The sequence below is a fragment of the Pseudomonas sp. Ant30-3 genome, assembly GCF_000690905.1.
Lineage (GTDB): Bacteria > Pseudomonadota > Gammaproteobacteria > Pseudomonadales > Pseudomonadaceae > Aquipseudomonas.
The window spans coordinates 1-23,175 of record NZ_JMCL01000127.1; the positions used below are offsets into that span (position 1 = coordinate 1).

The window sequence follows — 23,175 nt, forward strand, 5'->3', positions numbered from 1 at the left end:
GCAGCTGCTACATTTCGGCAGCTGCTACATGATGAGGCTGCGATCCTTTCTGTAAATCAATCGTCGCTGATGGTGATAGTCGGCATCGCCGGCGATGCCGCTTCCTGCAACACAATCCGCGCGCCGACATGCCGGGCGAGTTCCTGGTAAACCATGGCGACAGGGCTGTCCGGTTCGGCGATCACCGTTGGTTTGCCGCCGTCGGCCTGCTCGCGGATGGCCATATCCAGCGGCAACGAGGCCAGCAACTCGACGCCGTACTGGTCGGCCAGCTTCACCCCGCCACCCTCACCGAACAGATGCTCGGCATGCCCGCAATTCGAGCAGATGTGCACGGCCATGTTTTCCACCACGCCCAACACCGGAATGTTGACCTTGCGGAACATCTCCACACCTTTGCGCGCGTCCAGCAATGCGAGGTCTTGCGGGGTAGTGACGATCACCGCGCCGGCCACCGGAACTTTCTGCGCCAGGGTCAGCTGGATGTCGCCGGTGCCTGGCGGCATGTCGATGACCAGATAATCCAGATCGCCCCACGCGGTCTGCGTGACCAACTGCAACAGCGCGCCCGAAACCATCGGCCCACGCCAGACCATCGGGGTGTTGTCATCGGTCAGAAACGCCATCGACATCACTTCGACGCCGTGGGACACGATCGGCACGAACCACTTCTGCTCCTTGACCTGCGGGCGGGTGCCTTCGGGAATGCCGAACATGATGCCTTGGCTCGGACCGTAAATGTCCGCGTCGAGAATCCCGACTCTGGCGCCTTCACGGGCAAGTGCGAGTGCCAGGTTTGCGGCGGTGGTCGATTTGCCTACGCCGCCCTTGCCCGAGGCCACGGCCACGACGTTCTTGACGTTGGCCAGGCCTGGAATCTGCGCCTGAGCCTTGTGCGCAGCGATCACACTGGTGATGTCGACGCGAGCACTGGTGACGCCGTCAAGACCTTCGATGGCCATTTGCAGCAGTTGCGCCCAGCCGTTCTTGAACAGGTTGGCGGCGTAACCCAGCTCGATCTGGACGCTCACGCGATCGCCCTGGATATCGATGTTGCGCACGCACCCGGCGCTGACCGGATCCAGGTTCAGATAAGGGTCGGTGTATTGGCGAAGGACGGTTTCCACCGTTGCGCGATTGACGGCGCTCATGGGCAACTCCGGTTACAAGACTGGAAAATCAGGCGGGTATCGTACCTGTTCTAAAGTCTGGACGGCATGCTTTCAGAATGTGTCTTCAATCCAGGGCTGACCTCAAAACTTGTAGCAGCTAGCGCAGCCTGCGTCCGGCTGCGCAGCAGTCGTAAATCCAGGCTACTCGGTTTACCTGCAACACGAAGGTGTCCGGTTTAACGACTGCTTCGCAGCCGGACGCAGGCTTCGCCTGCTGCTACAGGGCCGTGGATGCCGGAGGCGGGGGTGAAAAATATGCGCCGGCGCTTTATAGTGGCCGACCTCCGTTTCATCAAGTAGCCGAGCCCCATGTCCGAGCCACGCCAGATCCTCGTCACCAGCGCCCTGCCCTATGCCAATGGTTCGATCCATCTTGGCCACATGCTGGAATATATCCAGACCGATATGTGGGTGCGCTTCCAGAAGCACCGCGGCAACCAATGCATTTATGTCTGCGCCGACGACGCCCACGGTTCGGCCATCATGCTGCGCGCGGAAAAGGAAGGCATCACGCCGGAACAACTGATCGCCAACGTCCAGGCTGAACACAGCGCCGACTTTGCCGATTTCCTGGTCGAATTCGACAACTTCCACTCCACCCACGCCGAAGAAAACCGTGAGCTGTCGAGTCAGATCTACCTGAAGCTGCGCGACGCCGGGCACATCGCCACGCGTTCGATCACTCAGTATTTCGACCCGGAAAAGAAAATGTTCCTGGCCGACCGCTTCATCAAGGGCACCTGCCCGAAATGCGGCACCGAAGACCAGTACGGCGACAACTGCGAAAAATGCGGCGCAACCTACGCGCCGACCGACCTGAAAGATCCGAAGTCGGCCATCTCCGGCGCCACGCCGGTGCTCAAGGATTCCCAGCATTTCTTCTTCAAACTGCCGGACTTCCAGGAAATGCTGCAAGCCTGGACCCGCAGCGGCACGTTGCATGAAGCCGTGGCCAACAAGCTCGCCGAATGGCTGGATGCCGGCCTGCAACAGTGGGACATCTCCCGCGATGCGCCGTACTTCGGTTTCGAAATTCCCGACGAGCCGGGCAAATACTTCTACGTCTGGCTGGATGCGCCAATCGGTTACATGGCCAGTTTCAAGAACCTCTGCGACCGTACGCCTGAGCTGGACTTCGACGCGTTCTGGAACAAGGATTCAACCGCCGAGCTGTACCACTTCATCGGCAAGGACATCGTCAACTTCCACGCCCTGTTCTGGCCAGCGATGCTGGAGGGAGCGGGTTTCCGCAAGCCGACCGGCATCAACGTGCACGGCTACCTGACCGTCAACGGCCAGAAAATGTCGAAATCCCGCGGCACCTTCGTCAAGGCCCGGACCTATCTGGATCACCTCTCGCCTGAGTACCTGCGCTACTACTACGCGGCCAAGCTGGGCCGAGGCGTCGACGACCTCGACCTGAACCTCGAAGATTTCGTGCAGAAGGTCAACTCCGACCTGGTTGGCAAAGTCGTCAACATTGCCAGCCGTTGCGCCGGTTTTATCCACAAAGGCAACGCTGGCGTGCTGGTGGCCGGCAACGCCGCGCCGGAACTGACCGATGCATTCCTGGCGGCCGCGCCGAGCATCGCTGAAGCGTATGAAGCCCGCGACTTCGCCCGTGCCATGCGCGAGATCATGGGTCTGGCCGACCGCGCCAACGCGTGGATTGCCGACAAGGCCCCCTGGTCGCTGAATAAGCAGGAAGGCAAGCAGGATGAAGTCCAGGCCATCTGCGCACTGGGCATCAACCTGTTCCGCCAGTTGGTGATCTTCCTCAAACCGGTGCTGCCATTGCTGGCCGCCGACGCCGAGGCATTCCTGAACGTCGCGCCGTTGACCTGGAACGACCACGCGACGTTGCTCACCAACCATCAGCTCAACGAATTCAAACCGTTGATGACCCGCATCGACCCCTTGAAAGTACAAGCCATGACAGACGCCTCGAAAGAAGACCTGACCGCCAGCCAGACCGACACCGGCAGCGCTGCACCAGCCGGCAACGGCGAACTGGCCAAGGACCCGTTGTCGCCGGAAATCGATTTCGATGCGTTTGCCGCGGTGGACCTGCGTGTCGCGCTGATCCTCAAGGCCGAAGCCGTGGAAGGCGCAGACAAGCTGTTGCGTTTGACCCTGGACATCGGTGATGAGCAACGCAATGTTTTCTCCGGGATCAAGAGTGCTTACCCGGACCCGTCCAAGCTCGATGGCCGGCTGACCATGATGATTGCCAACCTCAAGCCACGGAAAATGAAGTTCGGTATTTCCGAAGGCATGGTGATGGCGGCCGGCCCTGGCGGTGAAGAAATCTACCTGCTCAGCCCTGACAGCGGCGCCAAGCCGGGTCAGCGTATCAAGTAAGGTTCTGCGCGAAACCGATCCCACAGTCGTGCCCGATGCGACTGTGGGATTTTTCATATCTGGCCCAGAATATCTCTCAAGAAAGGCCTTATTGTGTAGGAGCTGCCGAAGGCTGCGATCTTTTGATTTTAACCAGCAAGATCAAAAGATCGCCGCCCTCGGCGGCTCCTGCGGAATCATTCGCGACCAGCAATAATGTGTGCATACGGACGATCATGACCGAACTGCTTCTTACGCTCATCAGCGCTGCCCTGATCAACAACTTCGTGTTGCACTGGCCGCTGGGCGTTGATCCGCTGCTGGCTGCCGAACGCCGTCAGGTTCACGCATTGGGCCTTGCGACAACGTGTCTGATGCTGATTGTCGGCGTGCTTGGCTACGGGCTCTACCACGGCGCGCTCGTTCCGCTGGAACTGGCGTCCCTCAAGCTTTTCGTGTTGTTGCCGCTGAGTGTGCTGCTGATCACACCCTTGCTGAAATTGCTTGCCCGAGTGTTTTCGGCCTTGCCGTTCGAGGGACTCTGGCCGCTGCTGCTGGGCAATGCCGGCGTACTCGGGCTGACACTGTTCAACGCTCAGGAGGACAAGGGGATTTTCTACGCCACCGCGTTGAGCCTTGGCGCCGGCCTGGGTTTCTGGCTGATACTGGTTCTGTTCGGCGACTTGCGCCAGCGCACACTCGACAACGATGTCCCCCTGCCTTTTCGTGGCTTGCCGATCGACCTGATCGGCGCCGGATTGATCGCAGTGGCTTTTCTCGGATTCAGCGGGCTGATCAAAACATGAGTCTGATTCAACGCATCGATGCATTGCTGCCGCAGACCCAATGCGGCAAGTGCGGGCATCCCGGGTGCAGGCCCTACGCCGAAGGCATCGCCAATGGTGAACCGATCAACAAGTGTCCGCCCGGCGGTCGCGAAACCCTCTCCGCGCTGGCTGAGCTATTGAAAGTGCCGGTGATTGAACTGGACGTCAGTCGTGGTTCGGCCCCGGCACAACTGGCCTACATTCGCGAAGCCGAGTGTATCGGTTGCACCAAATGCATCCAGGCCTGCCCGGTGGATGCCATCGTCGGCGCGGCGAAACTCATGCACACAGTGCTCGTTGATGAATGCACCGGTTGTGATCTGTGCGTGGCGCCCTGCCCGGTCGATTGCATCGAGATGCGACCGTTGCAACCGGCGACAGTGGTGCCGATTGTCGGCGGTCTGGCGTTCAATCTCGAAGAACAGCAGGCCCGTGCTGCCAAACGTAATCATGCGCGGCGGCGTTTCGAGCAGCGCAACGCCCGACTCCAGCGTGAAGAGCAGCAGCGACTGGCCGAGCGCCAGGCCCGTGCGCAACGCGCTGCGCATCAGCCCGGAGAGGCAACGGCAGATCCCGTGCATGCTGCTCTCGAAAGGGTGAACGCGCTAAAGGTTGCCAATGCCGATGCTGCGCTGAAGAAAGCCAAGATTGAAGTGGCGATGAGCCGCGCCCAGCTGAACAAATCGCTGAAGGCTTTCGGGCACCCACCGACCTTCGAACAGCAATCGCAATTGATCGTGCTGCAGCAGCAATTCGAGGCGGCGCAAGGTGTGCTGGCGGATCTGGAAAGCACTGCGCCGCCAGTACCTGCCCCTGCAGTCCCGACGCAAAGTGCCGAGCTGAAACGGGCGAAGATTCAGTTGGCCATGCGCCGCGCCGAACTCAATAAAGCGCACATCGCCGGTGCGTCGGCTGAACACGTCGCTTCACTGGAAAAAGCAGTGAACGAGGCGCAACGTCAGGTCGACGCCTATGTCGCGCCTTGAGTCGCCAGACCAACGCCTTCAACACGCCATGAAGCGGGTCCTGCTAGCGGCGATACCCGGACTGCTTACACTGTTCTGGTTTTATGGCTGGGGGGTGTTGATCAACCTCTTGCTGGCCGTAATCTCATCGCTGGCGATTGAAGCGCTTGCGCTGAAACTGCGTAAACGTCCACTCAAGCCAAGCCTGATGGACGGCAGTGCTTTGGTCAGTGCAGTGTTGTTGGCGATCGCATTGCCCGCCTATTGCCCGTGGTGGTTGACGGTCAGCTCGGGGGTATCGGCCATGCTGTTGGGCAAGCACCTTTACGGCGGGGTTGGCGGCAATCCATTCAATCCGGCCATGCTGGGTTACGCGCTGGCGCTGGTGTCGTTTCCGCAGCAAATGACTCAATGGCCGGCGGTTCATGGCATGGACCTGCTCGGTGGTATGCAGCATGTTTTTGGATTCGACACCGGAGCACCGGATGCCTGGGCTCAGGCCACGGCACTGGACAGTGTGCGCATCAATAAAAGCCTGACGATGGAGGAACTGTTTTCGTCCAACCCGGCGTTCGGCACCTTCGGTGGGCGCGGGATGGAGTGGGTCAACCTGGCCTTCCTGGCGGGCGGCGCTTTTCTCCTGCAGCAACGCATATTTACCTGGCATGCGCCGGCCGGCATGCTCGCCAGTCTGTTCATCATCAGCCTGCTGTGCTGGAACGGAACAGGCTCGGATTCGCACGGCTCGCCTCTGTTCCATTTGCTCACAGGCGCGACCATGGTCGGCGCGTTTTTCATCGTCACGGAACCCGTGTCCGGCGCCAAAAGCCCCGGCGCACGACTGATGTTCGGCGTCGGTGTGGGGCTGCTCACTTATCTGATTCGCACGTGGGGTGGTTATCCGGACGGGCTGGCATTTGCGGTCCTGTTGATGAACCTGGGCGTACCGGCGCTGGAGCGAATGGTCGCCTCCAGACCGGAGCGAATGGCACCATGAACCGCACATCCAGCGTGATCATTCTGCTGTTACTGGCGGTGATAGGGGTGGGCGCGACTTACTTCGTTGATTACAGCAGCGCGCCGCACATTGCCGCCGAGCAACGTCTGATCGATAGCCGAAACCTTCTGGATTTGTTGCCGAGGGACAGTTACGACAACGATCCGCTGCAACAGCCGCTGCAACTCGACAACAGCGCTTTGACCCACAGCACATTGTTGGCGGGTTACCTGGCCACCAAGGGCGGCCAGCCCAGCGCCGTGCTGCTGCAAAGCGAGACGATCGGTTACGCAGGCGCCATCGTGCTGATGATTGCGGTTGATACCCACGGGAAGCTATTGGCTGTGAAAACGCTCTCGCAATCGGAGACGCAAGGGCTCGGCGCGGGTATCGCCGACTGGCCTAATGCCTGGCTTCAAGGGTTTGCCGGCAAATCGCGTAACGAGCCGCCCGACAATGCCTGGGCGTTGAAGAGAGATCAGGGGCAGTTTGATCAGATTGCAGGCGCGACCATCACTTCAAGAGCAGTGATTAACGCGGTTCATGACGCGTTGCGATACTTCGACGCGCATGCACAGACGCTGACGAGGATCCGCCCCAATGAATAAGCCTTGGACGCTGCAGAATTGCTTGATGTTGGCGCCGCTGATTGGCGCGACCGCTTCCTTCGCCAGCGCCCTGGGCGTATGGCTGATGTTTATCGTCGTGGTGGGCGCCTATGGGGCGAGCATGTCGCTGTTGCGCGCCCGGCTGGTTCCGCCGGCACGCCTGCTGGCAAGTATTCTTCTGGCAGCGACCCTGACCAGTTGTGCGGAAATTGCCACGCAAGCCTGGTCGCTACAATGGCATCGCCCAATGGGCATTTATGCAGGACTGATCGCGTTGCAATGCGTTGTCCTGGAACACACCGGGTTTTTCCACAATGCCCTGCGTGATCGCCTGCGCTTGTGTCTGCAGTTTGGCGCATTGATGCTGGGTTTAGGGGCGTTGCGAACGTTCCTCGGCAGCAGCGACTGGCGTCTGGCGACGTTGGCGCCTGGCGGATTCATCCTGCTCGGCCTGCTACTCGCCGCCTCGCAGGCCTGGCCGCGCAGAACGTCCCGGCAATAAACGTATTCGAGGAAACTGATCGTCCATGAACGCAGCAAAACGTCAGGAAATATTCCGCAGGTTGCATGAAGACACCCCGGAACCGAAAACCGAACTGGCGTATTCCTCGCCCTTCGAATTGCTGATCGCTGTCATCCTGTCGGCGCAGTCGACAGACGTCGGCGTCAACAAAGCCACCGCCAGACTGTATCCGGTGGCCAATACACCGCAAGCCATTTACGCGTTAGGGGTCGAGGGTTTATCGGAATACATCAAGACAATTGGCCTGTTCAACAGCAAGGCCAGGAATGTGATCGAAACCTGTCGCCTGTTGGTGGAGCGTCACGCAGGCGAGGTGCCACAAACCCGTGAAGAGCTGGAAGCACTACCCGGTGTCGGCCGCAAAACCGCAAACGTCGTACTCAACACCGCTTTCCGCCAGCTGACCATGGCCGTAGACACTCATATCTTCAGGGTGAGCAACCGCACCGGCATTGCCCCCGGCAAGAACGTGGTCGAAGTTGAACATAAACTGATGAAGTTTGTGCCCAAACAGTACCTGCTCGACGCCCATCATTGGCTGATCCTTCACGGACGCTACGTGTGCCTCGCTCGCAAGCCTCGCTGTGGCAGTTGCCGGATTGAAGACCTGTGCGAATACAAGTACAAAACCTCAGACGATTGAGACACCGCCCGTTTTTGCGTCTGGTCGATTGAAAAAATCTTTTGTACCCGCCGGAAGATTGTCGATATAAGGAGCGCCAAGGCCGCCTTAGCCTGGAGTAGTCCTATGAGCACTGGCAAAGAGCAATTGGATGTTGAAGATGACTTCACAGCGATTGAAGTGAACGACGCGGAACCTGTGGTGGAAGTGACGAAGACCAATCTGAGCAAACGCCGCACCATTGATAACCTGCTGGAGGAACGTCGGTTGCAGAAGCAATTGGCCGATTACGATTTTGACTTGTAATACCTGAAGGCCTCCCGCAATGGAGGCTTTTTGCTTGATACGAACGTTGCGAGAATCCGAGCTGCCCTCTCTGACCCGAGCGAGCTACACCAGCCCATTACGTTGGGCCAATTCGATCAGATCAACCAGCGATCGTGCATTCAGTTTAAGTAACAGCCGGGTCTTGTAGGTACTTACGGTTTTGTTACTGAGAAACATGCCATCAGCGATCTCCTTGTTAGTCTTGCCTCGCGCCAACTGTTGCAACACCATCATCTCCCGCCCCGAGAGGCGATCCACCATATCCGCTTCGCTGGCATTTCCCAAACTGGAACGCACGGTATGCAAGGCTTGATTCGGAAAATAACTGTAACCTGAAAGAACCGCTTTTATTGCACTGAGCAGCTCGGTGAGATCTTGTTGTTTACATACATATCCAGCAGCACCGGACTGCATGCAGCGCATTGAAAAATGCCCAGGCGCCTGAGAAGTCAATATCAGCACTTTCATCGGCATGGCCGCCGATGACAGGCGCGCTATGACTTCAAGCCCGTCGAGTTTAGGTATCCCGATATCCAGTATGACAATATCTGGCATATGTTCCCGGGCAAGTTGCAGTGCGTCGATGCCATTATCTGTTTCTGCAATGACTTCGTAGCCATGACGCTCCATCAGCATTCGTACCGCAAGACGAATGACAGGGTGATCATCCACGATCAGCACTCTATTCATGGGAAAGTCCAATTTTCGCTGTTCGAATTTTTAGAGCCCGCACAATAGCCTAGTCGTTTGATCCATGGCATGCCGCCTCCCCCAGTCACCCACAACGAAAGACATTTCCTACAAACAACTCAGAAGCCTCCTACAAAAATTCAATAATACCCGACTCGAAAATCACAGCGATTACATTATGTTTCGAATGTCGCGGAATTTCTGTATCAAATTATAAGAGTAAAAGAAAATAACAATATTTGGTAATAATCTGCAGGCAGCGCGAGCAGAAAGCGCTATCTTCAACCTGCGACACCCTTATTAATTCTTGATCGCAGCACCCTGAGGCTCCGGCATTTAGTAGCAAATGACAAATTTGTGTCGCGAATACCGAAAGCAGTTAATATAACAATTCAAACCCACACCCCAATTAATTAACCCTCTGAGAAAACAGCACCATTATGAGTATAAGATATGATGAAATTCAAAAAAACGATTACCAACCCCATGACAGTCATCGCGATATTCGCAACACTGTCTGAAACTTCCGCAGCGATCTCGTTACCGTTTCTGGATAACGAGGAAAGACAGACTTATATATGGTTTTTGATAAGCTTCCCTTTTTACCTGATATTTTTGTTTTTCATTACACTCAACTTTAATTATCGCTCGCTTTATGCCCCCTCCGATTTTGAGAAGGGAAAGCACTTTATTAGAGTTATGGACAACGACCGTTTGGAACACGGAAGTTCGAAAACATTCACCGGTCAACAGCGTCATCAGCGACCAGATATCATTGAGGATCCACCGGAGCCGCACGGCGTGCGAAATTATCCATGCACCCGGCAACTGGTTCGGCTCCCCGTCCCCTTCAAGGATCTGCACATCATCGATACACGAGGAAAGAACAGGAAGATCGATTTACGCGATCTTCGTGCAGAACATCAGCGAGAAAAGAGTGAGACGGCACGAGTTATCGTATTCCTCACAGCTCGTGACCCGGAAAAATTACTGAAGTCATGTGTGCCCGAGCTTACTGAAAATGCGAGGAGACGATGCAGTTCGGTATTTTGTGTCGCATACAACGTGATTTCACATGAAATGAAGGTGATGGCTGGAGCCTGGCCATCCGCAACGGAGGAACCGGCGCCGGCTCAGCAAGAATGATGAGTTGGAAAAGCAGTCGAAAACAGACTAAAAAACAACAAGAATGAATAATTGCAATGTCAGAACCATCATCCCTATTCTCAAATATGTGGCCGGGTCAGAGACCAGGCCACATATTCCGTCACACCATCAGACGCGTCAGAACAGCTTCCTGCCCTTGTTCGCAGCAATGCGCATGCGCAAGGCGTTGAGCTTGATAAAGCCCGCAGCGTCAGCTTGATTGTAAGCGCCACCGTCTTCTTCGAAGGTCGCGATGTTGGCATCGAACAGCGACTCATCAGACTTGCGGCCAGTGACGATCACATTGCCTTTGTACAACTTCAAGCGCACAACGCCATTCACGTGTGCCTGGGAAGCATCAATCATCTGCTGCAGCATCAGGCGCTCAGGGCTCCACCAGTAGCCGGTGTAGATCAGGCTGGCGTATTTCGGCATCAGCTCGTCTTTGAGGTGAGCCACTTCGCGGTCCAGCGTGATCGATTCGATCGCACGGTGAGCGCGCAGCATGATGGTGCCGCCCGGGGTTTCGTAGCAACCACGGGATTTCATGCCCACGTAACGGTTTTCGACGATGTCGAGACGGCCGATACCGTGTTCGCCGCCGATACGGTTCAGGGTCGCAAGCACAGTGGCCGGGGTCATTTCGACGCCGTCCAGCGCCACGATGTCGCCGTTGCGGTAGGTCAGCTCAAGATACTGCGCCTGGTCAGGAGCGTTCTCCGGGGAGACGGTCCATTTCCACATGTCCTCTTCATGCTCTGTCCACGTATCTTCCAGCACGCCGCCTTCATAGGAGATATGCAGCAAGTTCGCGTCCATCGAATAGGGCGATTTTTTCTTGCCGTGGCGCTCGATCGGGATTGCGTGCTTTTCAGCGTAATCCATCAGCTTTTCACGGGACAACAGGTCCCATTCACGCCACGGTGCGATCACTTTCACACCTGGCTTCAAGGCGTAGGCGCCCAGTTCGAAACGTACCTGGTCGTTACCTTTGCCAGTCGCACCATGAGAAATGGCGTCAGCGCCGGTTTCGTTGGCGATTTCGATCAGGCGTTTGGCGATCAACGGACGAGCGATGGAAGTACCCAGCAGGTACTCGCCTTCATAGACAGTGTTGGCGCGGAACATCGGGAAAACGAAATCGCGGACGAATTCTTCGCGCAAGTCGTCGATGTAGATTTCTTTGACGCCCATGGCCTGAGCCTTGGCGCGGGCCGGTTCGACCTCTTCGCCCTGCCCCAGATCAGCGGTGAAGGTCACCACTTCACAGTTATAAGTATCCTGCAGCCACTTGAGGATCACCGAAGTGTCCAGGCCGCCGGAATACGCCAGAACGACCTTGTTTACGTCCGCCATGCCATCACTCCACGGGGTTCTACGGAAAGCCGTCAAGTCTACCGGTCATGCAGAATAATTTACAGAGGCGCGACAGCTTATGACGACGAAGCGACAGAATGTGTCAATCGCGCGACGATGACCGGCTGGTCAGGAATTCTTCGCGGTGCTCGCCGATGCGGTGGTTTGCGGCGCCGCAGGTTCGGCAGGAGCAACCCGCGCCAGGTGCACGTTGACCCGGCGGTTTTTGGCCCGGTTGGCCGAACTGGTGTTAGGCACCAGCGGATATCGCTCGCCGTGGAAACGCACGGTGATCTGTGATTCCTGAATGCCGTTGGCCTTGAAAAAGTCCACAACCGCTAGCGCGCGCCGCCGCGACAGGTCGCGATTGGTCAGGCGATTGCCACTGTTGTCGGAGTGACCGTCGAGCTCGACGTGGTTGACTGTCGGATCAGCCTTCATGAACTCCAGCATCACTTGCAGCTGCGCCTTGGCCTGGGCGTCTAGGTCATTGCCCTCGCCGGGGAAACCGATTTGCGCCTGCTTGACCTGCTCGAAGTTTTTCGGCAGCAATTTCGCCACGCAACTCTGGTAATCGTTGAACGCCTTGTTGAACTTGACCGGCAACAGGCGCACCTCCGACACCCGCCCATCGCCCGATGCACGCCGGATGACCGGGCTGCGTCCGTCCATCAAACCATTGATCAAACGCCCCGCCTGGACCTGCGACGTATTGAACAGCACATTACCGCTGCCAATGTGCACGGAACCGAGATTGATGTCGCCACGTCCTGGTTGCCACGGCGCTGCCGCCGCCAACAAGGTTGCCGAACCACCGCCCATCACTGCGTTGTAGGCTTTTAAACGAAACGTCGCCTGCTCGCCGGCACGGCGCACGAACTCGCCCGAACCGAAATCAGTAATCGGTTGCGTGAGGCGGCATTCGAACTTGTCCCCTTCGACCGTCCACTCAATGCTCTCCAGACGCGTCTGGAAAGTGAGCGCCATCGCGGGAAGGCTGGCAAACACACTGAGCAAGGCTAAATAACGCTGGCGCACGGGAGGCTCCACTGGCTTCTACAACAAAAAGACCGATACAGATGTTTACGGCATACCTGTTGGATATCGGAAGCTTCCTGCAAAACTTGATAGCGAGTGCCTGCAAGAGTCTTTTCCGGTAGCATTCCCCTCAGTTTGACCCGCCTGGAATCCCCTCATGTCCGACCGCCTGACCCTGCTGCGTCCCGACGACTGGCACATTCATCTTCGCGATGGTGCCGTGTTGACCAATACCGTTGCGGATGTTGCGCGCACTTTTGGCCGCGCCATCATCATGCCCAACCTGGTCCCTCCGGTGCGCAACGCCGCTGAAGCCGACGGCTATCGCCAGCGGATTCTCGCTGCACGTCCGGCCGGCAGCCGTTTCGAACCGCTGATGGTCCTGTACCTTACCGACCGTACCCAGCCCGAAGAAATTCGTGAAGCCAAGGCCAGCGGTTTCGTGCATGCCGCCAAGTTGTATCCGGCTGGCGCGACCACCAATTCGGACTCTGGCGTCACCAGCATCGACAAGATCTTCCCTGCGATCGAGGCCATGGCCGAAGTCGGCATGCCGTTGCTGATCCACGGTGAAGTCACCCGTAGCGATGTCGATGTGTTCGATCGCGAAAAGATTTTCATCGATGAGCACATGCGCCGTGTGGTTGAGCGTTTCCCGACGCTTAAAGTAGTGTTTGAACACATCACCACCGCCGATGCCGTGCAGTTCGTCAATGAAGCGCCGGCCAATGTCGGCGCGACCATCACCGCGCATCACTTGCTGTACAACCGCAACCACATGCTGGTGGGCGGGATTAGGCCGCACTTTTATTGCTTGCCGATTCTCAAGCGCAACACGCATCAGGAAGCCCTGCTCAATGCTGCCACCAGTGGCAGCGAGAAGTTTTTCCTCGGCACCGATTCGGCGCCCCACGCTCAGCACGCCAAAGAAGCGGCTTGCGGCTGTGCCGGGTGCTACACCGCCTATGCAGCAATCGAGATGTATGCCGAGGCGTTCGAACAGCGTAATTCGCTCGACAAACTGGAAGCTTTCGCCAGCCTTAATGGCCCGCGTTTCTACGGTTTGCCGGTGAACACCGATCGCATCACCCTGGTCCGCGAAGAGTGGACCGCCCCTACCAGCCTGCCATTTGGCGAGCTGACCGTCATCCCGCTGCGCGCCGGTGAAAAACTGCGCTGGCGCCTGCTGGAGGAACACGCGTGAGTGAAGACCATTTCGACGACGAACAGGACGGTCAAGGCGGCGGAGGTGGTTCACGCCACCCGATGGCCGAGCGTTTCCGCGGGTACCTGCCAGTCGTTGTCGACGTTGAAACCGGCGGTTTCAACTCTGCCACTGACGCTCTGCTGGAAATCGCCGCGACCACGATCGGCATGGACGAGAAAGGATTTGTATATCCCGATCACACCTACTTCTTTCGCGTAGAACCGTTCGAAGGCGCCAACATCGAAGCGGCTGCCCTTGAGTTCACCGGGATCAAGCTAGATCATCCGCTGCGCATGGCAGTGAGTGAAGAAGCGGCACTGACCGACATTTTCCGCGGCATTCGCAAGGCGTTGAAAGCCAACAGCTGCAAGCGAGCGATTCTGGTCGGCCACAACGCCAGCTTCGACCTGGGCTTCCTCAACGCAGCGGTCGCTCGCCTGGACATGAAGCGCAACCCGTTTCATCCATTTTCCAGCTTCGACACTGCAACCCTTGCCGGCCTGGCTTACGGCCAGACCGTATTGGCCAAGGCTTGCCAGGCGGCGGACATCGACTTCGACGGTCGCGAGGCTCACTCAGCCCGCTACGACACCGAGAAGACGGCCGAGCTGTTCTGCGGCATCGTCAATCGCTGGAAGCAAATGGGCGGCTGGGAAGACTTTAACGACTGATGTACGGCAAGGGCGAGCTTGCTCGCGTTTGCCGGGTCGAATCCCGCGCACAAAAAAAACCGGCCGTGATGGCCGGTTTTTTTATGCCTCGAACGCGCCTTACAAGGCAGCAGCGTTTTCGGTCAGGTAAGCAGCAACGCCTTCGGTCGAAGCGGTCATGCCTTTGTCGCCTTTTTTCCAGTTGGCAGGGCAGACTTCGCCGTGCTCTTCGTGGAACTGCAGAGCGTCGACCAGACGGATCAGCTCTTCCATGTTACGGCCCAGCGGCAGGTCGTTGATGATCTGCGAACGGACAACGCCCTTGTCGTCGATCAGGAACGCGCCACGGAAAGCCACGCCGCCTTCGGATTCAACATCGTAGGCCTTGGCAATTTCGTGCTTCATGTCGGCAGCCATGGTGTAGCGAACCTGGCCGATACCGCCATTGTTCACCGGAGTGTTACGCCAGGCGTTGTGAGTGAAGTGCGAGTCGATCGACACGGCGATCACTTCAACGTTGCGTGCCTTGAAGTCAAACATGCGATTGTCCAGAGCGATCAGCTCGGACGGGCACACGAAGGTGAAGTCCAACGGGTAGAAGAACACCAGGCCGTATTTGCCTTTGATGGCCGACGACAGGGTGAAGCTGTCGACGATTTCGCCATTGCCGAGTACGGCCGGTACGGTGAAGTCAGGTGCTTGCTTGCCTACGAGTACGCTCATTGAATATCTCCTGGTGTAGAAACGTGAAGTTCCGGGTTTGTGCCAGCCTGCCACCCTCAGGCGACAGCCCTGTGACACCCACCCGCTTCATAAGGACCGGCCATCATACACTGCGTTTTTGAGCTGTCCTCAACGGATTTTCAGATCGGAGGCGGATTAAAGGACGGTGATTCATCAGAACAAACCGTTCGTCAGTGGCTGGCGCATATAACGCGAAGCTTTCAGAAACCACTTTGACAATCATTCTCGTTAACATTAAGATCCATCGCAATTGAGTCACAACCAGCGACGGTTCTCACTTATGTATGTCTGCCTCTGCACTGGCGTCACCGACGGTCAAATCCGCGATGCAATCTATGAAGGTTGCTGCAGCTACAAGGAAGTCCGTCAGGCTACCGGCGTAGCCAGTCAATGCGGTAAATGCGCCTGCCTGGCCAAGGAAGTGGTGCGTGAAACCCTGACCAAAGTGCAGACTGCCCAGGCGGCGATTCCTTTTCCGGTTGAATTTACTGCCGCGTAAATACCCTGTTTTGTAGAACCGGACTTGATGTCCGGTTTTTTTATGTCTGCAAATCAATCGCTTACGCACTAGACGCGGAACACAAACATTCTTATTCCGATTAATTTTCACTTAACTTTCAATAACTTAGGTTTGACACTCTGAAGTACGCGGCTCAAACTCGGCCTTATATACAGCGAATACAGGGCAGGACCCCATCATGAAAGGCGACATTACAGTCATCCAGCATCTCAACAAGATCCTTGCCAATGAGCTGGTCGCGATCAATCAATACTTTCTGCATGCGCGCATGTATGAAGATTGGGGTCTGAACAAGCTCGGCAAGCACGAGTACGCTGAATCCATCGACGAGATGAAGCATGCTGACAAACTGATCAAGCGCATTCTGTTTCTTGAAGGCCTGCCGAACGTCCAGGATCTGGGCAAGCTGCAGATCGGCGAGCACACTCGGGAAATGCTCGAGTGCGACCTGCGTATCGAACGCACGGGTCACGCGGATCTGAAAGTAGCCATCGCTCATTGCGAAACGGTTGGCGATTTCGGCAGCCGTGAACTGCTTGAAGATATTCTTGAAGCTGAAGAAGAACACATCGACTGGCTGGAAACCCAGCTGGGCCTGATCGACAAGATTGGCCTGGAGAATTATCTGCAATCGCAGATGGGTGATGAGTAAGCGCTGCGTAGGAGTTGGGTAGGAGCTGTCGAGTGCAACGAGGCTGCGATCCTGGCGATAACAGCGGCGACACCGACACGACTTATCAAGCGTAATAAAAAGCCCCGCCTTCTTTCGAGAGGCGGGGCTTTTTAATGGCTGATGATCAAAAGATCGCAGCCTCGTTTCACTCGACAGCTCCTACACAGCTCCTACAGGGAGCCAGGTGCTCAGGCTTCAGTCTTGTTCGCTGCAGCCGCTTCGACAGCCGCTTTGATCGTAGTCTGCAACGAACCATCTGCAGCCATTTCGGTCATGATGTCGCTACCGCCGACCAACTCACCACCGACCCACAGCTGCGGGAAGGTTGGCCAGTTGGCATACTTTGGCAGGTTGGCGCGGATTTCCGGGTTCTGCAGAATGTCCACGTACGCAAACTTTTCACCGCACGCCATCACGGCCTGCGCAGCTTTCGCGGAAAAGCCACACTGCGGGGCATTCGGCGAGCCTTTCATGTAAAGCAGAATGGTGTTGTTGGCAATCTGCTCTTTAATCGTTTCGATGATATCCATGGAACACCTCGGCTGAACTTTCCGACTCAAGGGTCGGCACGGTGGCGCATTGTAACGGAAACCCGAGCGCCATGCTCGGTCTCCCCGACAGACTCAATCACGCTGCCGCCACCGTCACCGGTACGCCATTCAACGCCGCATTGCCCGACAACTCGTCTAGCTGGCACTCATCAGTCAGGTCATTGGCACTGGAACCTGGCTGGCTGCTGGCAATGGTCATCTGCACGCCCGGCCGCGCATGGCCCCAGCCGTGCGGCAGGCTGACCACACCTTTCATCATGTCCAGACTGCCCAGCACTTCGACTTCGATCATGCCGACCCGCGAACTCACGCGCACCCGCTGCCCGTCATTAAGCCCACGGCTGGCCAGATCCTCCGGGTGCATCAACAGTTGATGACGCGGCTTGCCTTTCACCAGACGATGATAGTTATGCATCCAGGAATTGTTGCTGCGCACATGCCGGCGGCCAATCATCAGCAGCTCATCGGCGGCAGGCAACTGCACGGCTGCAAAGCGCGCAAGGTCGGCAAGAATTGCGGCGGGCGCCGCCTGGACTCGCTGGTTTGCGGTTTTCAAACGCGCTGCCAAATTGGGTTTCAGTGCGCCAAGATCCACGCCATGCGGATGATCAAACAGGGTAGCCAGCGACAATTTGTGCGTCGACGCATCGCCATACAGCCCCATGCGCAAACCGCGATCAATCATCTGTGCAGGTGGAATCGTCGGCTTCAATTCCTTCTCAGTCTTCGCGGCAAAGGCCTTGGCCAGCCCGACAAAAATTTCCCAGTCATGTAACGCACCCACCGGTTTGGCCAGAATCGCGCGGTTGAAGCGGCTGACGTTGCGCACCGCAAACATATTGAACGTGGTGTCGTAGTGATCGTTTTCCAGAGCCGAGGTTGACGGCAGGATAAGGTCGGCGTAGCGCGTGGTTTCGTTGATATACAGGTCAATGCTGACCATGAACTCCAGGCCGTCCAGCGCCTGTTCCAGCTGCCGGCCATTAGGCGTCGACAACACCGGATTGCCGGCGACGGTGACCAGCGCCCTTATCTGCCCTTCCCCGCCGGTGAGCATTTCTTCGGCCAGCGCCGACACTGGCAGTTCGCCTGCGTACTCCGGGCGTCCCGACACGCGACTTTGCCACAGGTTGAAATGCCCGCCCGAGGTGGATGCCACCAGATCCACCGCAGGTTCGGTGCACAACGCCCCACCCACGCGATCCAGATTGCCGGTCACCAGATTGATCAGTTGCACCAGCCAATGACACAGCGTGCCGAACGCCTGGGTCGAAACACCCATCCGCCCGTAGCAGACCGCTGTTGGCGCTGCTGCGAAGTCCCGGGCCAATTGGCGGATCTGCTCGGCGGGCACCGCGCACAGCGGGCTCATGGCGTCGGCAGTGAACGTCGCGATGGCTGCGCGCACTTCTTCAAGGCCGTCCACCAGCAAATGACTGTCACGGGTGAGGCCTTCCTTGAACAAGGTGTTGAGCAGGCCAAACAATAATGCCGCATCGCCGCCCGGTCGCACGAACAGATGCTGATCGGCAATCGCCGCCGTTTCGCTACGACGTGGATCGACCACCACCACCTTGCCGCCGCGAGCCTGAATGGCTTTCAGGCGCTTCTCGACATCCGGTACGGTCATGATGCTGCCGTTGGACGCCAGTGGATTACCGCCGAGGATCAGCATGAAGTCGGTGTGATCTATGTCCGGAATCGGCAGCAACAAACCGTGGCCGTATATCAGATGACTGGTCAGGTGATGGGGCAACTGGTCGACGGATGTCGCGGAAAATCGGTTACGGGTTTTCAACAGGCCGAGAAAGTAATTGCTGTGGGTCATCAAGCCATAATTGTGAACGCTGGGATTGCCTTGATAGACCGCCACCGCATTCTGTCCGTGACGCTGTTGAATCGCTGCCAGACGTTCGGCGACAAGACTGAAGGCATCTTCCCACTCGATGGGCTGCCATTCGCTGCCCACGCGCAGCATCGGTTGGCGCAAGCGGTCCGGATCGTTCTGGATATCCTGCAAGGCGACAGCCTTCGGGCAAATGTGCCCGCGGCTGAAAGTGTCCAGCGGATCACCCTTGATCGAGGTGATCTGCACATTGCCATCGGCTTCGGTAGTCTCGATGGTCAGGCCGCATATGGCTTCACACAGGTGGCAGGCACGGTGATGGAGAGTCTTGGTCATGGCCAGTCTCTGTCTGTTCTGGGCGGACGATGTCGACCGCGGGAACAAAACTATGGCCCGTGCCCAGCTGTTGCGCCAGCGACGTTCGTCTCGTGAATCGGCGACCATCAGGCCAGCCGATGGCCACCCGAAATCAGTTCGACGGCAGCCTCGGCGGCGCCTGCAACTGAATCTCCTGGATCGTCTCGATCTGCTCGTGAGCGACATGCACGCCGGTCAGTTCGCCGATCAGTCGCCAGTGCTCGTCGAGCCCTGCGCTGATGGTGGCCATGCGATCAATCATTCGCCGGCCGGCGGCTTTGGTGATTTCGTCGTTACTGCGCAACAACTCAAAGGACATTGAGGTCATGGACGCAGTGAGGTGAGTCAGCGAGCGGGCCGTCAGGCCAAGTAATTCCATCAACTGTTGTTCTTTCGATTCCATTTCGAAGGCTTCCTGCGTCGCTCGTGTCTTATTTATAACCCAGCACTATGCATTAGCAAGTGGCTCAAGGGGAGCACATTCTCTGTCATCCATCAAAATCCTGCGCAGGAAACCGACCATCAGCGCGCCATCACTGCCCGCTTCGATTGCAAAGCCCCGCGGGCACGGTGTACAAATGGGCGGCTGCTGTCAGGAAACAGGCTTCAAATGCGCTACTGCGGTTTACCCGTAGCCCCTCTGAAATCCCCTAAACACCGTAGCCTCTATTGGAAAGACGCGACATTTAATTATAAGATCGCGCCTTCCCCTATTTCGTCGCCCCGTGCGGCTTACGCCGCAGGTCTCGCCCGTTGTTCCGTTAAACAAGGCTTTGAGTATCTGCGGTCCGTTGCAAAAAGGTAGTCAATGATGAGCGCAAGGCACTTTCTCTCCCTGATGGATTGCACGCCCGAAGAGCTGGTCAGCGTGATCCGTCGAGGCGTTGAGCTCAAAGACCTGCGTAACCGCGGCGTACTGTTCGAGCCTCTGAAAAACCGCGTGCTCGGGATGATTTTCGAAAAATCTTCGACCCGCACGCGGATCTCCTTTGAAGCGGGCATGATCCAGCTTGGCGGCCAGGCGATTTTCCTGTCCCCACGCGACACGCAACTGGGCCGTGGCGAGCCGATCGGCGACTGCGCGATCGTCATGTCGAGCATGCTCGACGCGGTGATGATCCGTACCTTCGCTCACAGCACCCTGACTGAATTCGCGGCCAACTCCCGCGTGCCGGTGATCAACGGCCTGTCCGATGACCTGCACCCGTGCCAGTTGCTGGCCGACATGCAGACGTTTCTAGAGCATCGCGGCTCGATCCAGGGCAAGACGGTGGCGTGGATCGGCGACGGCAACAATATGTGCAACAGCTATATAGAAGCGGCAATCCAGTTCGACTTCCAGTTGCGCATTGCCTGCCCGGAAGGCTTCGAACCCAATCCAGAATTCGTCGCGAAGGCGAGTGATCGAGTCACCATCGTTCGTGATCCGCAGGAGGCCGTGCGCGGCGCTCATCTGGTGAGCACCGACGTCTGGACCTCGATGGGTCAGGAAGAGGAAACCGCCAAGCGCTTGAAGCTGTTCGCGCCGTATCAGGTTACCCGCGCCCTGCTCGATCTGGCTGCCGAGGATGTCTTGTTCATGCATTGCCTGCCTGCCCACCGCGGCGAGGAAATCAGTCTGGACGTGCTCGACGACAAACGCTCCGTGGCCTGGGATCAGGCGGAAAACCGTCTGCATGCGCAGAAGGCCCTGCTCGAGTTTCTCGTCGAACCGGCGTACCACCACGCATGAGCCAGCCATTACTGCTCAACCTGCGCAACCTCGCCTGTGGCTACCAGGATCAACGCGTGGTGCAGAACCTCAACCTGCACTTGAATGCCGGTGACATCGGCTGCCTGCTTGGCTCCTCGGGTTGCGGCAAGACCACTACCCTGCGCGCAATTGCCGGTTTCGAGCCGGTGCACGAAGGCGACATTACTCTCGCGGGTGAGACGATCTCCCGTGCCGGCTACACCCTTGCGCCCGACAAACGCCGTATTGGCATGGTGTTCCAGGATTACGCACTGTTTCCTCATTTGAGCGTGGCCGAGAACATCGCTTTCGGCATTCGCAAGCATCCGCATAAGAATCGCGTAACCGAAGAGTTGCTCGAACTGGTCAATCTGAAAAATCTTGGTAAACGTTTTCCGCACGAACTTTCCGGTGGTCAGCAGCAACGCGTCGCACTGGCCCGCGCGCTGGCGCCCGAGCCGCAATTGCTCCTACTCGATGAACCCTTCTCCAACCTCGATGGCGAACTACGGCGCAAGCTCAGCCATGAAGTGCGCGGCATCCTCAAGGCTCGCGGCACCAGTGCGATCCTGGTGACGCATGATCAGGAAGAAGCCTTCGCAGTCAGCGATCACGTCGGGGTTTTCAAGGAAGGTCGCCTCGAACAATGGGATACGCCCTACAACCTCTACCACGAACCGCTTACACCCTACGTCGCCAGCTTCATCGGCCAGGGCTATTTCATTCGCGGTCAGTTAAGCAGCCCGGAATCGGTGCAGACGGAATTGGGTGAGCTTCGCGGCAATCGGGCTTATACCTGGCCGATTGGCGGCGCTGTCGACGTGTTGCTGCGTCCGGACGATATCGTCTATGCACCGGACAGCGGTTTGAAGGCTAGAATTGTCGGCAAGTCATTTCAGGGCGCGTCGACGCTGTATCGATTGCAAATGCCGACAGGTGCGCAGCTGGAATCGATTTTCCCAAGCCATGCCGATCACCTGATTGGTGCCGAGGTCGGTATTCGTGTCGCTGCTGAACACCTGGTGTTGTTTCAGGCATCCGGCAGCACCGCTGCGCAGATTCCACAGGCCGAAACCGGAGTCCGGCGTCATAGCGCCGCCAGCTGACACCCTCTCTGCTTGTGTAGGAGCAGCCGGTCGACGCTCGATTGCTCGCGATAGCAGTAACGCGTCATTGTTAATCGCGAGCAAGCTTGCTCCAGCATTGTGTTTAACCCAGCATCAAGGTGCCGCTCGCTACGAGCACCGCATGCCCGCCGATTTTTACTCGATCCTCTTCCAGTCGACAGAACAGCTCGCCACCGCGCTTCGAACACTGATACGCCGTCAGGCTCGACTTGCCCAGACGCTTCGACCAGTACGGGATCAGGCTGCAATGCGTCGAGCCCGTTACCGGGTCTTCGTTAATGCCAACAGCCGGAGCGAAATAGCGCGAGACAAAATCGTGCTTAATGCCTCGCGCCGTCACGATCGCCCCCAACCACGGCAGCCTGGCCAGCGCCGTCATGTCCGGCTGGCAATCCAGAACCGCCTGCTCTGACTCCAGCACCACGAACAGTTCATTGCCGCCCAGCACATCGACCGCTTCGACACCCAACGCGCGCTCGACGTCCAGGGTCACACCCACTTCCGTGGGGGCGATAGCCGGAAAGTCCAGCCATAGGCGTTCACCGTCGCGACTCACGCTCAGCGGACCGGATTTGCACATGAAGTCCAAGCGTTCAGCCGGCTCGTTGTAAACGTTGAACAGCACAAAGGCGCTGGCCAGCGTTGCATGACCACACAAGGGCACCTCTGTGGTTGGAGTGAACCAGCGGATATGCCAGATCAGACCTTCCCTGACAACAAACGCAGTCTCCGCCAGATTGTGCTCGGCGGCGATCTTCTGCATCAGTTCATCGGCAAGCCAGGCGTCGAGCCGGTAAACCATCGCCGGATTGCCACTGAACGGTCGGTCACTGAACGCGTCGACCTGATAAAACTCGAGCTGCATAAACCTCTCCTTGTGTTCGATCACCCAGCATGCAGCCATCTTAAGCTGGACATCAAGCGCGGCCAATGTCGGCGAACTTCGCCTGGGTGTGTTCGGCCAGCACCGCCGGTGCCAGTTCGACTTCCAGTCCGCGCCGCCCGGCACTGACAAAAATGCTGACGAAGGGCTGAGCCGAATTGTCGATGAACGTACGCAGACGCTTCTTTTGCCCCAACGGGCTGATGCCTCCGAGCAGATAACCGGTCGAGCGTTGCGCTGCGGCGGGGGCAGCCATTTCGACCTTTTTGACGCC

General features: G+C 57.5%; 25 protein-coding genes. 15 read left to right on the forward strand and 10 right to left on the reverse strand.

Annotated elements, in window-relative coordinates; genetic code table 11:
- Positions 1-56: 56 nt before the first annotated feature.
- The gene (gene apbC / locus DU29_RS0125720) at positions 57-1,151 is read right to left on the reverse strand and encodes an iron-sulfur cluster carrier protein ApbC (RefSeq protein ID WP_028624289.1); all 1,095 of its coding nucleotides are present in this window, start codon (positions 1,149-1,151) and stop codon (positions 57-59) included.
- A 330-nt stretch (positions 1,152-1,481) separates the two neighbouring features.
- On the opposite strand from apbC, the gene metG reads away from it, so the two are divergent.
- The 8 genes from metG to DU29_RS0125760 all read left to right on the forward strand — a co-directional run bounded on the left by metG (position 1,482) and on the right by DU29_RS0125760 (position 8,360).
- A complete protein-coding gene (gene metG / locus DU29_RS0125725) occupies positions 1,482-3,533 on the forward strand; it encodes a methionine--tRNA ligase (RefSeq protein WP_028624290.1) in 2,052 nt (683 codons plus the stop codon).
- A 215-nt stretch (positions 3,534-3,748) separates the two neighbouring features.
- Complete coding sequence (locus tag DU29_RS0125730) at positions 3,749-4,318, forward strand: Rnf-Nqr domain containing protein (RefSeq protein ID WP_028624291.1); 570 nt, start codon at positions 3,749-3,751, stop codon at positions 4,316-4,318.
- Positions 4,315-5,325, forward strand: coding sequence for an electron transport complex subunit RsxB (gene rsxB / locus DU29_RS0125735; protein ID WP_028624292.1), 1,011 nt, complete (start codon positions 4,315-4,317; stop codon positions 5,323-5,325). Before DU29_RS0125730 ends, rsxB begins: the two co-directional genes overlap by 4 nt.
- Positions 5,312-6,301 carry an RnfABCDGE type electron transport complex subunit D gene (locus tag DU29_RS0125740; RefSeq protein ID WP_028624293.1) on the forward strand — a complete coding sequence of 330 codons (990 nt, stop codon included), beginning with the start codon at positions 5,312-5,314 and terminating at the stop codon, positions 6,299-6,301. The genes rsxB and DU29_RS0125740 overlap by 14 nt, the downstream gene beginning before the upstream one ends.
- On the forward strand, positions 6,298-6,909 hold the full coding sequence (locus DU29_RS0125745; RefSeq protein ID WP_028624294.1) for an RnfABCDGE type electron transport complex subunit G: 612 nt from the start codon (positions 6,298-6,300) through the stop codon (positions 6,907-6,909). Before DU29_RS0125740 ends, DU29_RS0125745 begins: the two co-directional genes overlap by 4 nt.
- The gene (locus tag DU29_RS0125750; protein WP_028624295.1) at positions 6,902-7,411 is read left to right on the forward strand and encodes an Rnf-Nqr domain containing protein; all 510 of its coding nucleotides are present in this window, start codon (positions 6,902-6,904) and stop codon (positions 7,409-7,411) included. Before DU29_RS0125745 ends, DU29_RS0125750 begins: the two co-directional genes overlap by 8 nt.
- A 25-nt stretch (positions 7,412-7,436) precedes the next feature.
- A complete protein-coding gene (gene nth / locus DU29_RS0125755) occupies positions 7,437-8,075 on the forward strand; it encodes an endonuclease III (protein ID WP_028624296.1) in 639 nt (212 codons plus the stop codon).
- 105 nt (positions 8,076-8,180) lie between these two features.
- Positions 8,181-8,360 carry a PA3496 family putative envelope integrity protein gene (locus tag DU29_RS0125760; protein WP_028624297.1) on the forward strand — a complete coding sequence of 60 codons (180 nt, stop codon included), beginning with the start codon at positions 8,181-8,183 and terminating at the stop codon, positions 8,358-8,360.
- An 84-nt stretch (positions 8,361-8,444) separates the two neighbouring features.
- On the opposite strand, the gene DU29_RS0125765 is transcribed toward DU29_RS0125760, so the two are convergent.
- Positions 8,445-9,071, reverse strand: coding sequence for a response regulator transcription factor (locus tag DU29_RS0125765; RefSeq protein ID WP_028624298.1), 627 nt, complete (start codon positions 9,069-9,071; stop codon positions 8,445-8,447).
- A 453-nt stretch (positions 9,072-9,524) separates the two neighbouring features.
- On the opposite strand from DU29_RS0125765, the gene DU29_RS0125770 reads away from it, so the two are divergent.
- On the forward strand, positions 9,525-10,217 hold the full coding sequence (locus DU29_RS0125770) for a hypothetical protein (protein ID WP_028624299.1): 693 nt from the start codon (positions 9,525-9,527) through the stop codon (positions 10,215-10,217).
- Positions 10,218-10,355: 138 nt separating this feature from the next.
- Here DU29_RS0125770 and DU29_RS0125775 read toward each other — a convergent pair whose 3' ends face one another.
- Entirely contained in the window at positions 10,356-11,573 is a 1,218-nt protein-coding gene (locus DU29_RS0125775) for an argininosuccinate synthase (RefSeq protein WP_028624300.1), read from the reverse strand.
- Positions 11,574-11,702: 129 nt separating this feature from the next.
- Positions 11,703-12,611 carry a flagellar protein MotY gene (locus DU29_RS0125780; protein ID WP_028624301.1) on the reverse strand — a complete coding sequence of 303 codons (909 nt, stop codon included), beginning with the start codon at positions 12,609-12,611 and terminating at the stop codon, positions 11,703-11,705.
- Between the two features lie 157 nt (positions 12,612-12,768).
- Here DU29_RS0125780 and pyrC point away from each other — a divergent pair, with 157 nt between their 5' ends.
- Together pyrC and rnt are read left to right on the forward strand one after the other, a co-directional pair.
- Complete coding sequence (pyrC, locus tag DU29_RS0125785; protein ID WP_028624302.1) at positions 12,769-13,815, forward strand: dihydroorotase; 1,047 nt, start codon at positions 12,769-12,771, stop codon at positions 13,813-13,815.
- On the forward strand, positions 13,812-14,489 hold the full coding sequence (rnt, locus tag DU29_RS0125790) for a ribonuclease T (protein ID WP_028624303.1): 678 nt from the start codon (positions 13,812-13,814) through the stop codon (positions 14,487-14,489). The genes pyrC and rnt overlap by 4 nt, the downstream gene beginning before the upstream one ends.
- Positions 14,490-14,588: 99 nt before the next feature.
- Here the strand turns inward: rnt and DU29_RS0125795 are convergent, their stop codons facing one another.
- The gene (locus tag DU29_RS0125795) at positions 14,589-15,191 is read right to left on the reverse strand and encodes a peroxiredoxin (RefSeq protein ID WP_028624304.1); all 603 of its coding nucleotides are present in this window, start codon (positions 15,189-15,191) and stop codon (positions 14,589-14,591) included.
- Between the two features lie 301 nt (positions 15,192-15,492).
- On the opposite strand from DU29_RS0125795, the gene DU29_RS0125800 reads away from it, so the two are divergent.
- Positions 15,493-15,711, forward strand: coding sequence for a bacterioferritin-associated ferredoxin (locus DU29_RS0125800; protein ID WP_028624305.1), 219 nt, complete (start codon positions 15,493-15,495; stop codon positions 15,709-15,711).
- A gap of 199 nt (positions 15,712-15,910) precedes the next feature.
- Complete coding sequence (gene bfr, locus DU29_RS0125805) at positions 15,911-16,384, forward strand: bacterioferritin (RefSeq protein ID WP_028624306.1); 474 nt, start codon at positions 15,911-15,913, stop codon at positions 16,382-16,384.
- 209 nt (positions 16,385-16,593) lie between these two features.
- Here the strand turns inward: bfr and grxD are convergent, their stop codons facing one another.
- From grxD to DU29_RS0125820, 3 genes are all read right to left on the reverse strand, one after another.
- Entirely contained in the window at positions 16,594-16,935 is a 342-nt protein-coding gene (gene grxD / locus DU29_RS0125810) for a Grx4 family monothiol glutaredoxin (RefSeq protein ID WP_007943565.1), read from the reverse strand.
- Positions 16,936-17,032: 97 nt separating this feature from the next.
- Positions 17,033-19,138 carry a molybdopterin oxidoreductase family protein gene (locus DU29_RS0125815; protein WP_028624307.1) on the reverse strand — a complete coding sequence of 702 codons (2,106 nt, stop codon included), beginning with the start codon at positions 19,136-19,138 and terminating at the stop codon, positions 17,033-17,035.
- Between the two features lie 133 nt (positions 19,139-19,271).
- Positions 19,272-19,562, reverse strand: a complete 291-nt coding sequence (locus DU29_RS0125820; RefSeq protein WP_028624308.1) for a hypothetical protein — start codon at positions 19,560-19,562, stop codon at positions 19,272-19,274.
- Between the two features lie 408 nt (positions 19,563-19,970).
- Here DU29_RS0125820 and argF point away from each other — a divergent pair, with 408 nt between their 5' ends.
- Both argF and DU29_RS0125830 read left to right on the forward strand, forming a co-directional pair.
- Positions 19,971-20,891: an ornithine carbamoyltransferase gene (gene argF / locus DU29_RS0125825; RefSeq protein WP_028624309.1), complete on the forward strand. Its 921-nt coding sequence runs from the start codon at positions 19,971-19,973 to the stop codon at positions 20,889-20,891.
- Complete coding sequence (locus DU29_RS0125830; RefSeq protein WP_028624310.1) at positions 20,888-21,997, forward strand: ABC transporter ATP-binding protein; 1,110 nt, start codon at positions 20,888-20,890, stop codon at positions 21,995-21,997. Before argF ends, DU29_RS0125830 begins: the two co-directional genes overlap by 4 nt.
- Before the next feature lie 103 nt (positions 21,998-22,100).
- On the opposite strand, the gene DU29_RS0125835 is transcribed toward DU29_RS0125830, so the two are convergent.
- Entirely contained in the window at positions 22,101-22,883 is a 783-nt protein-coding gene (locus tag DU29_RS0125835) for a PhzF family phenazine biosynthesis protein (protein WP_028624311.1), read from the reverse strand.
- Positions 22,884-22,935: 52 nt separating this feature from the next.
- Positions 22,936-23,175: YbaK/EbsC family protein (locus tag DU29_RS0125840; RefSeq protein ID WP_028624312.1), on the reverse strand; the 240-nt coding region annotated here is incomplete at its 5' end.